Source organism: Comamonas sp. MYb69 (assembly GCF_037479315.1).
Classification (GTDB): Bacteria; Pseudomonadota; Gammaproteobacteria; order Burkholderiales; family Burkholderiaceae_C; genus Comamonas.
Genome location: NZ_JBBGZG010000008.1, coordinates 205,496 through 217,754, shown reverse-complemented (window position 1 = coordinate 217,754; position 12,259 = coordinate 205,496). Strand labels below are relative to the sequence as shown.

Below are 12,259 nucleotides of genomic sequence, written 5' to 3'. Positions count from 1 at the left end.
ACCTTCGGTTTGCTGGGTCGTGTGAGAGGCTCTAATGCGCTTGAATCAGAAGACCCCATGGCCCTGGAGCCGGGCGAGCACGCGCAGGTCGGCGCCCAAGGGCTCGATCGAGCGGATGTCCAAGGCGGGCGCCTGGTCCAGCTTTTGCAGCGCCATGCCGGCAAACGCGGGCAGGCCCTGGCCGAGCAGCTTGGGTGCCAGGTAGAGCAGGCACTCGTCGACGAGGCCTGCCTGCAGCAGCGCGCCATTCAGGATGCCGCCCGCTTCGACATGCAGCTCGTTGACTTCCCGTCTGCCCAGGTCTTGCATCAAGGCCGCCAGGTCGATGCGGGCGTTGGGACCTGCGGAGGCATGACCGGGCAGGCGCACGATGGTGGCGCCCGCCGCTTGCAGCGCTGCCTGGCGCGCGCTGTCTTCGCTGTGGGTGTAGACCAGCACTTCGCGCTCTGCTGCAAAAATGCGGGCCTGCGGGGGGGTGCGCAGCTGGCTGTCCAGCACCACCAGGCGCGGCTGGCGTGGTGTCTCCACATAACGCACATCCAGCGCCGGGTCATCGGCCAGCACGGTGCCCACGCCCGTCAGGATGGCGCAGGCCCGGGCGCGCCAGTGGTGGCCATCGGCCCGGGCGGCTTCGCCAGTGATCCACTGGCTGCTGCCATCGGCCAAGGCGGTTGCGCCATCGAGTGACATGGCGGCCTTGAGCCGCACCCAGGGCTGCTTGCGCACCATGCGGATGAAAAAGCCAATGTTCAATTCGCGTGCGACATCGCCACCGTCTTCCGGCGCACAGACCACGACCTCCACGCCAGCGGCGCGCAGCCGGCCAAAGCCCATGCCCGCGACCAGCGGGTTCGGATCGGTGATGGCGCCCACCACCTTGGCCACACCGGCGGCGGCCAGCGCATCGCAGCAAGGCCCCGTGCGGCCCTGGTGTGCGCAGGGCTCCAGGGTGACATAGGCGGTCGCGCCTGCGGTGCTGTGGCCACGGGCCGCCGCATCACGCAAGGCCATGATTTCCGCGTGCGGCCCCCCCGCGCGCTGGGTGTGGCCCTGGCCGATGACCTGGCCATCGGCGGCAACCAGCACGCAACCGACGCGGGGATTGGGGGAGGTAATGAACAGGGCGCTGGCAGCCAGTTCCAGCGCGGTTTGCAGGTGTTGATCAGTCATGGAGCTTGGTCGCAATAGGGCTGGTACGGAGGGGCAGGGCATGGAGGCTCAGGCCCGCTGGCTGATTATCGGCGCAACACCGCGCCGGCTCTGTATTGGCAATGCTGTCCGCCCAAGCGCATTTAATTTTTAAATCGAAAAAGGCTTTACGCCGCCGGCTGAAGATTAAATAATCAATCGCATGAATTCAATAGTTTTAAATAATTTATTGAAGTATCAACGCGGGCGCGGGCACAGCGGGCTGACCGCGGTCGAGCTGATGGTGGTGGTCAGCGTGCTGGCCATTATCGCGAGCCTGGCCGTGCCCAGTGCGAGCGGGCTGCTGCAGCGCTGGCGTGTGCGGCAGTCGCTGGAGGCCATGCATTCGGCGGTATTTCTGGCGCGCTCCGAAGCGATCAAACGCAGTGGCCTGGTCGCCTTGCAGAGGATTGCCGACAGCGGCCATTGCCAAGCCCAGGCCAGCAGCAGTGACTGGAGCTGTGGCTGGCAGGTCTGTGTGCATGCGCTGGGCCAGCAGCAGTGCGCCGACGATGCGCCGGTGCTGCAGCGCTTTGAAACGCCGCCGGGCCTGCAGGTGCAGCGCAACAGCCTGGGTGAAGGTATCCGCTTTGACCGCTGGGGCATGCCCGTAGCCGGTTTTGCCTTTGCACTGCTCCCGGAGGGGAAAACGGTAGAGCACCCGGCCACCAAGGGCCTGTGCACCAGCCGGGGCGGCCGCGTACGGGTCGTTGACGGCCCCGGCTGCAGCTCCAGGAGCTAAGCCATGCGCATTGCCGTGCCCACCCACCCGCAGGCCTCCCTCTCAGGCGGCATCAGCTTGCTGGAGTCACTGGTGGCCCTGGTGGTGCTGGTTCTGGGCGTATTGGCGATGCTGGCCATGCAGCTGCGCACGCTGGCCGATGTGCAGACCAGTACCCGGCGTGTGCAGGCCATTCGCCTGATCGAAGACCTGGGCGAGCGCATACGCGCCAACCCCCATGCCTGGGACCAGCTGGAGCACTATCTGAGCGATTGGCAGGATGCAGCACCAGCCCCTCAGGCCAGGTCTTGCGCGGCGCAGGCTTGCAGCGCCGCTGAGCTGGCCCAGCATGAGTTGGCGCAGTGGCGCCTGCAGGTGGCGCGCAGCTTGCCGCTGGGGCAATCCCGGATTTTTCTCGCACCCGGCGAAGAGGTGGACGCCAACCGGCGCCAGCTGGGCGTGATGGTCCGCTGGCGCGACAGCACGCATGCCCCGCAAGGTGGCACCGATCCGGCGCTGTACTGGGACCTGGTCGATGCCACCCGCAGTGTCGGCGAGGGCCGGGGCGCGGATGCGGTGGATGAACGCGGCGGCGAGGTGGTCTGCCAGGATGGCGATGGCGATCTGCGCTACAGCTGCCATCTGCAGTACCTGGCCTTGAACGCACGCTGCACAGCAGAGCGCATGGGCAGCGCGCTGCACTACCACTGCGGGGGGACTTGAGATGCCGCATCCCCTCCATCCCCTGTGGGCGTTGGATCGGGTCGGCGGGCGCTGCCGTGCAAGGGGGCGCGGGCAGCTTGGCTTTAGCCTGGTCGAGCTGATGGTGGGTCTGGCGCTGGGCCTGCTGGTGGTGGCTGCGGCCAGTGTGGCCTTGCTGACCTCGCGCAGCCTGGCGGGCACCGTGAGCGACGCCAGCCATCTGCAGCAGCAAGCCAGCTATGCCTTGCGCGTCATCGGCCAGCAGTTGCGCCCATCGGGCAGCCTGTACCTGAACCTGCAGCTGCCCGCCGCTGCGGACCCCTCGCTCAGCGCTGCGTTGACGCCAGCGGCTTTTGAGACCGCAGCCCCCGCGGCGGGCAGCGCCCGTGGCTATGCGCCGCGCGCCGATGCCTTGCGGGGCAGCGATAGCAGCCTGGCGGCCGGCTTGCGGCGCTACAAGCAGCCCGTCTTTGCGCAGTCCGGTCTGGCTGCGCAGGCGCGCAACTGCCTGGGCGGGCCGGTGGATGCCAGTCCCGATCTGCGGCTGGAATCGCACTTCAGTCTGCGTGGTCAGGTGCTGCGCTGTGGCGGCAACGATACCGCTGCATCGCCGCAGCCCTTGGTCGACAACGTGGCGGCCTTTCGCCTGCGCTATTTGCGTATGCAGGCGGCGGGCACGGCGCAACCGCAGCTGCAGTACGTCAATGCGCAGCAGGCCAGCGGCGATTGGTCGCAGGTCGTGGCGGTCGAGGTCTGCCTGGTGCTGTTTGGCCGCCAGTCCGGCCCACTGCCTGCCGTCAGCGGCTACACCGGCTGCGACGGTGAATGGGTGGAGCTGGCCGGCCTGCCCGGCGCGCGCCAAGGGCGCATGCACCGCAGCTTTCGCAACCTGTTTCAGCTGCGCAGCCAGGGCAGCCTATGACAAGCCCCCGCCACGCCCGCTATTGCCAGGGCCGGCATCGCGCCCGGGGCGCAGCTTTGTTGACGGTGCTGGTCTTTGGCATGTTGTCGATGCTGCTGGTCCTGTGGTCGGCGCGCACGGCCTGGTATGGCGAGCTGGTGGCCGGCAACGATGCCGACTACCAGCGGGCGTTTGAGGCCGCAGAGGCCTTGCTGCACGATGCCGAACTGGATATCCGTGGCGAGCGGGCCGATGGCCGGCCCTGTGCCCATGGCGGCCTGCCCCGGGGCGCCTCGGCCCAGGTGTGCCGCCGCGCCGGCACCGCCAGGGTGCCGTTGGAGAACGCCGACTTGCCGGTGTTTTTGGCCCGGCTCAGTGCCCAGCCGCAGCGCTGCATCGAGGCGCTCTGTGCCAAGCGGGTGGGCCGCCAGGATATCTGGAATGCGCCGGCGCCAGGCACGGCTGGCCGGCGCGCGGGTGAGCAGGACCTGTTTGCGCTGCTGCGGGCCGGCACCGGCGCGCGCTATGGCCAGTACACCGGCGCGCAGCTGGGCGATGCAGACCGCCCGGCCCATCCCATCCTGGCGGACCGGACGGCGCCTGACGCCGGCGGCTGGTACTGGATCGAAGTCATTCCCTATATCGACAGCAAGCCCGGGCTGATCAGCAATGCGCCCGCCCACCAGCTGGAGCTCGCAGGGCTCAGCCCGCATGTGGTCTACCGCATCACTGCGGTGGCCTTTGGCAGAAAGCCCGATTCCCTGGTGGTGCTGGAGCAAAGCTACGCCCGCCCCCGGCGCAAAGACTGAGAGGCAGCTATGGATGGCACAAGACCAAGCTGGGTTGTACTGCCCAATTCCGCAAGCCAGCGGCAGGCTGCGCTGCTCAGCCTGGCGCTGCTGCCTGCTGCTGCCTGGCCCTTGGAGCTGGCCACCGCGCCTGCCGGCGGTGCCAGCGCCTGGGTGGCGCCCAATGTCATCGTCTCCATCGATGACTCTGCCGCCATGCAGCGCCGCATGGGTAGCGCCGAGCAAGGTGTTGCCAGCATCACCGCGCCGGATGGCGACGGCCGCTGGGATGCGCGGGCACAGCGCATCGCCGTGCTGCGCCATGCGCTCAAGGATGTGCTGGGCGATGGGCAGCAGCTGCCCGATGGCGCCATTCGCCTGGCCTGGCAGGCGATGTGGAACCATGGCGCTGCGCCTGGTGGCGGGCCCGGTGGCATGGTACAAGGCCAGCGGCGCAGGCCCGGGGCCAGCACGGTCAACAGCCCGCGTTTGGCCACCAACGGCATGCAGGCGCTGCAGGGCCGCCATCGCCAGCAATTTCTGGCCTTTGCCGATTCGCTCCGTACCGGCCACAGCAGTGACCTGCACCACCTGCTCGGCCAGGCCGATGCCTACCTGCGCCGGCCCCTCAGCCCGCAAGGGCCCTGGGCCAGCCAGCCGGGCGCTGCCACCGGCGCCAGCAATACCTACCTGGGCTGCCGCCGCAACTACCACATTGTGCTGGCGGGCAGCCGCTGGGCTGGCCCGGCCACCGGTGGTGCGCAAGACGACCACACCCGTGCCAAGGTCCTGCCCGATGGCCAGGTCTACGGCAGTGGCAGCGCCGCGCAAAGGGCTGCCACCCAGCTCTACAGCGATGCGGTGCCGAGCACCCTGGCCGACTGGGCGTTTCGCAGCTGGGCCGACCCCTTGCAGCGGGCAGGCCTGAGCGGTAGTCTGGCACCTGACTCCGATTACCGCCAGGCACCGCCCCGCGAGCGTTTTGCCGATGGCGGCGGCCAGCCTGCCGTGCTGGAGCGCTACTGGAACCCGCGCTACAACCCTGCCAGCTGGCCGCATCTGCAGACCTATACGGTCGGCATCGGCCTGGATGCCAGCACCTGGCCCGGCGCGCCGCAGATTCTGGCGCCTACGCAGCAACTGCCCTTGGGCTTTGACGGCAGCTTTGCAGCGCTGGCCAAAGGGGATGCCGTTTGGCCCGATATGCAGGCGCAGGGCGAGGGCGTGCGCGCGCTGGATCTGTGGCATGCGGCGCTCAATGGCCGGGGCCGTTTTTATGCGGCGGCCCATGGCCAAGATGTAGCGGCTGCGCTGCGCAGTATCCTGGCCGATATACAGGCCCCGCATGCAGGTGGCGCGCTGGGCGCCGCCACAGCCAGCACAGTGGCCGTCAGCGCCAGCCAGGCCATTGCGCAGGATGCCTTGCTGTTCAGCGCCAGCTACGACCCGGGCCGGGCCTGGTCCGGCGCCATCCAAGCGCAGGCGATTGGCAGTGATGGCCGCTTGCAGCCGGCGCCCGGCTGGGGTGGGCAGACAACGGCGGACAAGCTCGATGCCATCGCCTGGCAGCAGCGCATGGTGCTGACTTGGGGCGATGTGCAGCAGCGCGGCGTGCCTTTTCGCTGGGCGGCCGATGAGAGCCATTGGAGCGCTGCGCACAAGCGGGCCCTGCAAGGCCCTGCCGATGGCGCGCAAGGCCAGGCCAGCGGTGAGCAGCGCCTTAACTACCTGCGTGGCGAGCGCAGGCATGAGGCGCAGCATGGCGGCAGCCTGCGCAACCGGCATTCGCGCCAAGGCGATATTGTGAACTCGCAAATCTGGTACCTGGGCAAGCCTTCGGCCCGCTACCACGAGGCGAGCTATCTGGACTTTGTGCTGCGCCACCAAAACCGCCTGCCGATGCTCTATGTCGGCGGCAATGACGGCATGCTGCACGGCTTCTCGGCCCATACGGGCGAGGAAAAAATAGCCTATGTGCCCCGGGGCGTGATCCCCAGCCTGCAGGGCTTGACCAGCCCGGCCTACGATGGCCAGCACCGCTATTTTGTCGATGGCTCGCCGCTGGCCGGCGATGCCAACCTGGGCAGCGCCAGCAGCCCGCGCTGGCGCAGCTTGTTGGTGGGCACCCTGGGCGCCGGGGGCAAGGGCTATTTTGTGCTCGATGTCACTGAACCGGAGACGGCCTTTGCCGAGGCGCAGGCGGCAGAGCGGGTGCTGATGGACCGCAGCTGGCATGCGACGGAATCTGCGCCGCGCTGCGATGCGGAGACGGGCGCCGCGCTGCAGGCTTGCACACAGCTGGCCGAGGCCTTTGCCGATATCGGCCATATCACCGCCAGCCCGTCCCGCGACGACATCGACCCGCAGCGTACAACGCAGATCGCACAACTGAACAACGGCCGCTGGGCGCTGGTGCTGGGCAATGGCTACAACAGCGCCAACGGCAGACCGGTGCTGCTGATCCAGTACCTCGATGGCGGGCGTGAGCTGCTGCGCTTGGTGGCGACCGGCAATGCATCGGCGCAGGCCTGCAGGCAGCAAACGCCGCCCCAGCCCCATTGCAGCCAGCTGGAGGACAACGGCCTGTCTGCGCCCAGGCTGGTGGATATCAATGGCGATGGCCGTCCCGATGTGGTCTATGCCGGCGACAACCAGGGCAATCTCTGGAAGTTTCTGATCAACGCAGACGATGACCGCGAATGGGGTGTGGCGCAGTGGGGCGCAATGGCGGCCACCACCAGCAACCAGTCGACCATGGGCGTGCCGCTGTACCAAGCGCGCGGGGGCCAGCGCAGCACGCCAGGCCAGCGCACAAAGCCCCAGCCCATCAGCACCGCACCGCTGGTGCGCAGCAATGACCGCCTGCGCAGCCTGCAGCAGGCGGGTGGTCAGCGCCAGGTGCCCGTCGGTGGCTTGGTGGTCGCCTTTGGCACCGGCCGCAATGCCAGCCGCCAGGATCCGCAAGACGACAGCGTGCAGAGCCTGTATGCGGTGCTCGATACCAGCCGCTACAAACGCGTGGGCGAGCGCGGTGAGCGGGTGGCGGTCTGCGCCTCCGTGGCCGATGCGGATTGCCAGTCGGCGCTGGGCGGCGATGCCGATCTGCCCGGGCCGGTGGCGCACAGCCAGCTGCTGCAGCGCCGCATCAGCCCCCGCCCCGTGCAGGCGCGCAGCAGCGACCGCCGCATGTTCTGGCGCACTGACGAAAGCGAAGGCGCCGATGCGCTCGATTGGAGCCGCCACCGGGGCTGGTTCCTGGATTTGCCCGAGGCAGGCGAGCGCCTGCTGCAGCCCCTGCGCTTTTACAGCGGCAGCAACCTGCTGGCGGTGATCAGCGAGGTGCCGGCGCATGCCAGCCATGGCGCCCAGGGCGAGCCCGGCGATGAGCGTTGCGAGCCCGCGCCAGGCACAGCGCAACGCCAGTTTTTCAGCCTGCTCAATAGCATCGATGGCCTGCGGCCGCGCTTGCAGCTGCTCGATACCGATGGCGATGGGCTCTTTGATCCGCAGGCCGATGGCCAGGCCTCGCGCATGTCGCTGGGCGCGGGCCCGCATGCGCTGCTGCGCGTGCGCGATGACGAGGGCCAGCAGCGCATCCGCATCGATGGTGAATCGCTGCGCGACCTGCCCGAAGTTCCGATCCGGCCCACCTGGCGCCAGGCGCGATGAAAGGGGGAACCATGCGAAAACATCTTTTTACGGCGCGCGCAGGTTGGACCTTGGTGGAGCTGATGGTGGTGCTGGCCATCATCGGCATCCTGAGCGCGGTGGCCTGGCCCAGCTACAGCGAATACCTGCGCCGGGGCCACCGCACGGAGGCCCGCACGGGGCTTTTTCAGGCCGCACAGTGGCTGGAGCGTGCCGCGACGGCCAATGGTGTCTATCCGCTGGAGCTGCCCACCCAGCTTAGCTGGCAGGACCTGCCCGACAAGCGCTACACCATCGGCTTTGCCGAAGGCAACAGTGCTGCGCGCTACACCCTGGTGGCAATGCGCCGGCAGGGGCCACAGCAGCGGGACCGCTGCGGCAACTACACGCTGACCCAGGATGGCCGGCAGGGCAATTTGCAGCTGGCGCAGGGCAGCAGTACCGCCGATTGCTGGCGCTGATCTGCTGGCGGCTCAGGTCACCGCATGCGCCCGACGAAGCGCGCCTATTGCGCGCTCCAGCGGTCGTTCCAGCTGCGCAGCTCCTGCATGTCGCGGCGGTCTTTCTTGGTGGGGCGGCCGGCCTGCAGGCTGTTGGCAGGCTCGGGCGCCAGGCGGCGCTGCTCGCTCAGCACTTCGCGCTGGCGGATGCTGTCGGCCGTTTCCTCGTACATCTGCTGGGCCACCGGGGCGGGGCCGCGGGTGGCCGCCATGCCGAGCACGGCAACGGTGCGCGGTGTCTGCGCCTGCAGCAGCTCGACGGTGTCCTGCGCGCGCACTTCCTTGGAGGGTTTGGCGACTGTGCCATTGACCTTCACATGGCCCTTGTGGATGGCCTCGACGGCAATGGCGCGGGTCTTGTAGAAGCGGGCGCACCACAGCCATTTGTCGATGCGCATGGTGGGAGTCTGGTCGGTCTCAGTATGGGCCATCTTCGGCGGGTGGTTGGACATTCGGTTTGAACTCTACTACAGCATCGAAACCTTGGACAAGCCCCTGGTGCAGGCGGTTGTGCAGTGACAGGCGCGCGCCCAGTGCCGTCACGATGGAGTGGCAGATCGCCAGGCCCAGGCCCGAGCCGTCGCGCAGGTTGCCGCTGACAAAGGGCTCGGTCAGGCGCGCCTGCATCTCGGCGCTGACGCCCGGGCCCCAGTCGCTGATGCGCAAGCTAGCCGCCGGGCCTTGTTGCGTCAGCTGCAGCAGCAGCGGTGCGTCGGGCGGCGAATGCTGGATCGCATTGTGCAAAAGGTTGCGCACCAGCTCGCGCAGCATCCAGGGGTGGGCGGCCAGCAGCACCTCGTCGCTTTGCAGCTCGAACTGCAGGTTCTTGTCGGCCAGCAGCGGCGACAGCTCAATCACCATGTCGCGCACGATGGCCGTCAGGTGGGCGGTCTGGGGGTGCTCGGACTGGTGCAGCTGCTCGACCTTGGCGAGCGACAGCATCTGGTTGGCCAGTAAGGTGGCGCGGTCCACCGTGGCGGCAATCTCGCGCAGCGCCTGCTCGGGCTCCACATCGCCGCGCTGGGCCGACTGCACCTGCACCTTGAGCACCGCCAGCGGTGTGCGCAGCTGGTGCGAGGCATCGCGCACAAAGCGCTTTTGGTGCTGCACCAGGTGCGACAGCCGCGCCATCACGCGGTTGGTCGCATCGACCAGCGGCAGCACTTCTGATGGCGTCGCCGCCGGGGTCTTGAGGGGCTGCAAGGCATGGTCGCTGCGCGCATTGAGCTGGTCGCTCAGCTGCAGAATCGGCAAGGTGGCGCGCCGCACCACGGCGACCACCACGGCGGCAATGCAGCCAAACAGCAAGGCCTGCTGCACCAGCGTGCCCCAGAGAATGTCGCGCGCCAGCGATTCGCGGATCTCCAGCGTTTCTGCCACCTGGATCAGGGCCATGCCCCGGCCGGTGGCGCTGGCCACCGGCTGCAGCAAGGCGGCCATGCGCACGGGCATGCCCCGGAACTCGGCATTGTAGAAGTCGACCAGCGCGGCATAGGGCGGCTGCTGGGCAATGCGGCCGCGCCAGATGGGCAGCTCGGCAAAGCCGCCGATGAGCTCGCCGCTCATGTTGGAGACGCGGTAGAACAGCCGCGACTGGTTGTCCGCCTCGAAGGCCTCCAGCGCCGAATAGGGCACGGCGGAGTCGACAATCGCCAGGTCGTCATAACCGGACACGGTCAGCTGCTCACCAATCACCTTGGCTGAAGCGAGCAGGCTCCGGTCGTAAGCGGTGTTGATGGCCTGCAGCGACTGGCGGTAGAGGCTGCTGGTGTTGTAGATGATGAAGACCACCACGGGCAGCAGGATGCCCAGCAGCAGGTTGCGGCGCAGCGAGCGTATGCGCGGCGCCTGGGATCGGCCCGAGGCCTTGCTGCTGTCAGGCACCATCGGCGGCACCGGGCTTGAGCAGGTAGCCCAGGCCGCGCAATGTCATCAGCTGCATATGCGTGGGCGCGAGCTTTTTGCGCAAGCGGTAGGCCACCACTTCCACCGCTTCGAGCTGCACATCGCTCTCGCCGGCAAAGACGGCGCTGAACAAGCGCTCCTTGGTCACGGCCTGGCCCATGGGCTGGCTCAGCACGCGCAAAAAAGCCACCTCGCGTGGTGTCAGCTCAAACAGCGTGCCACGCCAGTAAAACGATTCGGAGGCCTTGTCATAGCGCAGTGCCATGCCGGGGGGCTGCGCAGCCGGTGCAGCGGGCTCGGCCACCAGCGGCTGCGCGCGGCGCACCAGCGCGCGGATGCGCGCTTCGAGCTCGTCCAGGTCAAAGGGCTTGGCCAGGTAGTCATCGGCGCCCGAGTTCAGGCCCAGAATGCGGTCGCCGACGGTGCCGCGTGCGGTCAGGATCAAGGTCGGGGCGGCCAGGCCTTCGCTGCGCGCCTGGGCGATGATCTCCAGCCCGTCCATCGTTGGCAGGCTCAGGTCCAGCACCACCACATCGGGCTCGAGCTTGCGCCAGGCCGGCAGCGCTGCACCGCCATCGGTGATGGGCGTGACCTCCATGCCCCGCCGGCGCAAGGTGCGCTGCAAGGTGGTCTGCATGGTGGGGTCGTCTTCGATCAGCAAGAGGTGCATGGCGGGAGTGTGCACCAATTCCCCAGCGCCTCCGGGCTCGGTGTTTTCCCTAGCTCTGAACAGCCTGGCTGACAGCCATTTGACAGCTAGCGCAGCGATGATTCAGGCACTAACAACACGATCAGGAGACAACCATGCGCCGTGATGCGTTCCTCAAATCTTTGCTGGCCATGGCCGCTGCCGGCGGCCTGCCGATGGTTGCCCAGGCAGCCACCAACGTCAAAATGCTGCTGCCCGCCAACCCCGGCGGCGGCTGGGACACGACAGGCCGCGCGCTGGGCAAGGCGCTGCAGGATGCCGGCGTAGCTGGCTCCGTGACCTATGACAACAAGGGCGGCGCGGCGGGTGCCATCGGCCTGGCGCAGTTCGTCAACGGCAGCAAGGGCGATCCCAACGCGATGATGGTCATGGGCGCGGTCATGCTGGGCGGCATCATCACCGGCAAGCCGCCGGTGGACCTGAACCAGGCCACGCCGCTGGCGCGCCTGACCAGCGAATACAACGTCTTTGTGCTGCCTGCCAACTCGCCTTACAAGAGCATGGCCGAAGTGGTCGCCCAGCTCAAGAAGGATCCTGGCTCGATCAAATGGGGCGGCGGCTCGCGAGGCTCCACCGAGCACATTGCTGCGGCAATGATTGCCCGCGCCGTGGGTGTTGATCCAGCCAAGATCAACTATGTCGCCTTCCGGGGCGGCGGCGAGGCGATTGCTGCGGTGCTGGGTGGCAATGTCACCGTCGGCGGTAGCGGCTTTAGCGAATTTGCCGAGTACATCGCCACCGGCAAGATGCGCCCGATCGCGGTCACCTCGGCCCAGCGCCTCGAAGGCTCGACCGTGCCCACGCTCAAGGAGCAGGGCATCGATGTGGAAATCGGCAACTGGCGCGGCGTCTATGGCGCGCCCGGCATCTCGGCCGACCAGCGCGCGCAGCTGATCGCGATGCTGGAAAAGGCCACCAAGAGCGCCAGCTGGGCTGAGTCGATGAAGAAGAATGACTGGACCTCGGCATGGCTGGCAGGCGACGCCTTCAGCCAGTTCGTCACGGCCGAGTTCGCCAATCTCAAGGACACCATGACCCGCGCAGGCATGGTCTAAGTGCAGCACGCATGGCCCTGGGCGGCCATGCCCCGCGCATTGCGCTCCCCCCCCGTTCAGCTGATGGAGGCACCGGCCTGGCCCGGTGCCCGGCTGGGCTGTTGCCGCCTGATGGGTGGCGAGGGGGAGGCGCCGTCATCTT

The 12,259-nt window shown here is 67.9% G+C and carries 11 protein-coding genes; 7 read left to right on the top strand and 4 right to left on the bottom strand.

Annotated elements, in window-relative coordinates; genetic code table 11:
- Positions 1 to 45: 45 nt before the first annotated feature.
- Positions 46 to 1,170 carry a bifunctional diaminohydroxyphosphoribosylaminopyrimidine deaminase/5-amino-6-(5-phosphoribosylamino)uracil reductase RibD gene (gene ribD, locus WH303_RS13340; RefSeq protein WP_339519070.1) on the bottom strand — a complete coding sequence of 375 codons (1,125 nt, stop codon included), beginning with the start codon at positions 1,168 to 1,170 and terminating at the stop codon, positions 46 to 48.
- A 208-nt stretch (positions 1,171 to 1,378) separates the two neighbouring features.
- Between ribD and WH303_RS13335 the strand changes: the two genes are divergently transcribed.
- From WH303_RS13335 to WH303_RS13310, 6 genes are read left to right on the top strand one after another with little or no spacing between them, the layout of a single operon-like run.
- Positions 1,379 to 1,930 carry a GspH/FimT family pseudopilin gene (locus WH303_RS13335; RefSeq protein ID WP_339519068.1) on the top strand — a complete coding sequence of 184 codons (552 nt, stop codon included), beginning with the start codon at positions 1,379 to 1,381 and terminating at the stop codon, positions 1,928 to 1,930.
- 3 nt (positions 1,931 to 1,933) lie between these two features.
- A complete protein-coding gene (gene pilV / locus WH303_RS13330) occupies positions 1,934 to 2,632 on the top strand; it encodes a type IV pilus modification protein PilV (RefSeq protein WP_339519067.1) in 699 nt (232 codons plus the stop codon).
- Between the two features lies 1 nt (position 2,633).
- Positions 2,634 to 3,533, top strand: a complete 900-nt coding sequence (locus tag WH303_RS13325) for a PilW family protein (RefSeq protein ID WP_339519066.1) — start codon at positions 2,634 to 2,636, stop codon at positions 3,531 to 3,533.
- A complete protein-coding gene (locus WH303_RS13320) occupies positions 3,530 to 4,321 on the top strand; it encodes a pilus assembly PilX family protein (protein ID WP_339519065.1) in 792 nt (263 codons plus the stop codon). Before WH303_RS13325 ends, WH303_RS13320 begins: the two co-directional genes overlap by 4 nt.
- A gap of 9 nt (positions 4,322 to 4,330) precedes the next feature.
- The gene (locus tag WH303_RS13315) at positions 4,331 to 7,969 is read left to right on the top strand and encodes a pilus assembly protein (RefSeq protein ID WP_339519064.1); all 3,639 of its coding nucleotides are present in this window, start codon (positions 4,331 to 4,333) and stop codon (positions 7,967 to 7,969) included.
- An 11-nt stretch (positions 7,970 to 7,980) separates the two neighbouring features.
- The gene (locus WH303_RS13310; RefSeq protein ID WP_339519063.1) at positions 7,981 to 8,409 is read left to right on the top strand and encodes a type IV pilin protein; all 429 of its coding nucleotides are present in this window, start codon (positions 7,981 to 7,983) and stop codon (positions 8,407 to 8,409) included.
- Between the two features lie 44 nt (positions 8,410 to 8,453).
- On the opposite strand, the gene WH303_RS13305 is transcribed toward WH303_RS13310, so the two are convergent.
- Genes WH303_RS13305 through WH303_RS13295 form a run of 3 tightly spaced genes read right to left on the bottom strand, consistent with a single transcriptional unit; the run spans position 8,454 to position 11,023 of the window.
- Positions 8,454 to 8,879 carry an RNA-binding S4 domain-containing protein gene (locus tag WH303_RS13305; RefSeq protein WP_239809138.1) on the bottom strand — a complete coding sequence of 142 codons (426 nt, stop codon included), beginning with the start codon at positions 8,877 to 8,879 and terminating at the stop codon, positions 8,454 to 8,456.
- Complete coding sequence (locus WH303_RS13300) at positions 8,866 to 10,335, bottom strand: sensor histidine kinase (RefSeq protein ID WP_339519057.1); 1,470 nt, start codon at positions 10,333 to 10,335, stop codon at positions 8,866 to 8,868. The genes WH303_RS13305 and WH303_RS13300 overlap by 14 nt, the downstream gene beginning before the upstream one ends.
- On the bottom strand, positions 10,325 to 11,023 hold the full coding sequence (locus WH303_RS13295; protein WP_339519056.1) for a response regulator transcription factor: 699 nt from the start codon (positions 11,021 to 11,023) through the stop codon (positions 10,325 to 10,327). Before WH303_RS13295 ends, WH303_RS13300 begins: the two co-directional genes overlap by 11 nt.
- Positions 11,024 to 11,157: 134 nt before the next feature.
- On the opposite strand from WH303_RS13295, the gene WH303_RS13290 reads away from it, so the two are divergent.
- Positions 11,158 to 12,117, top strand: coding sequence for a Bug family tripartite tricarboxylate transporter substrate binding protein (locus WH303_RS13290; RefSeq protein WP_021026980.1), 960 nt, complete (start codon positions 11,158 to 11,160; stop codon positions 12,115 to 12,117).
- The last annotated feature ends 142 nt before the right edge of the window (positions 12,118 to 12,259 follow it).

Excerpts from the sequence above, each read along its gene's own strand:
- ribD (WP_339519070.1), bottom strand. The coding sequence starts at position 1,170 with ATGACTGATCAACACCTGCAAACCGCGCTGGAACTGGCTGCCAGCGCC.
- pilV (WP_339519067.1), top strand. The coding sequence starts at position 1,934 with ATGCGCATTGCCGTGCCCACCCACCCGCAGGCCTCCCTCTCAGGCGGC.
- WH303_RS13325 (WP_339519066.1), top strand. The coding sequence starts at position 2,634 with ATGCCGCATCCCCTCCATCCCCTGTGGGCGTTGGATCGGGTCGGCGGG.
- WH303_RS13320 (WP_339519065.1), top strand. The coding sequence starts at position 3,530 with ATGACAAGCCCCCGCCACGCCCGCTATTGCCAGGGCCGGCATCGCGCC.
- WH303_RS13315 (WP_339519064.1), top strand. The coding sequence starts at position 4,331 with ATGGATGGCACAAGACCAAGCTGGGTTGTACTGCCCAATTCCGCAAGC.
- WH303_RS13310 (WP_339519063.1), top strand. The coding sequence starts at position 7,981 with ATGCGAAAACATCTTTTTACGGCGCGCGCAGGTTGGACCTTGGTGGAG.
- WH303_RS13305 (WP_239809138.1), bottom strand. The coding sequence starts at position 8,879 with ATGGCCCATACTGAGACCGACCAGACTCCCACCATGCGCATCGACAAA.
- WH303_RS13300 (WP_339519057.1), bottom strand. The coding sequence starts at position 10,335 with ATGGTGCCTGACAGCAGCAAGGCCTCGGGCCGATCCCAGGCGCCGCGC.
- WH303_RS13295 (WP_339519056.1), bottom strand. The coding sequence starts at position 11,023 with ATGCACCTCTTGCTGATCGAAGACGACCCCACCATGCAGACCACCTTG.
- WH303_RS13290 (WP_021026980.1), top strand. The coding sequence starts at position 11,158 with ATGCGCCGTGATGCGTTCCTCAAATCTTTGCTGGCCATGGCCGCTGCC.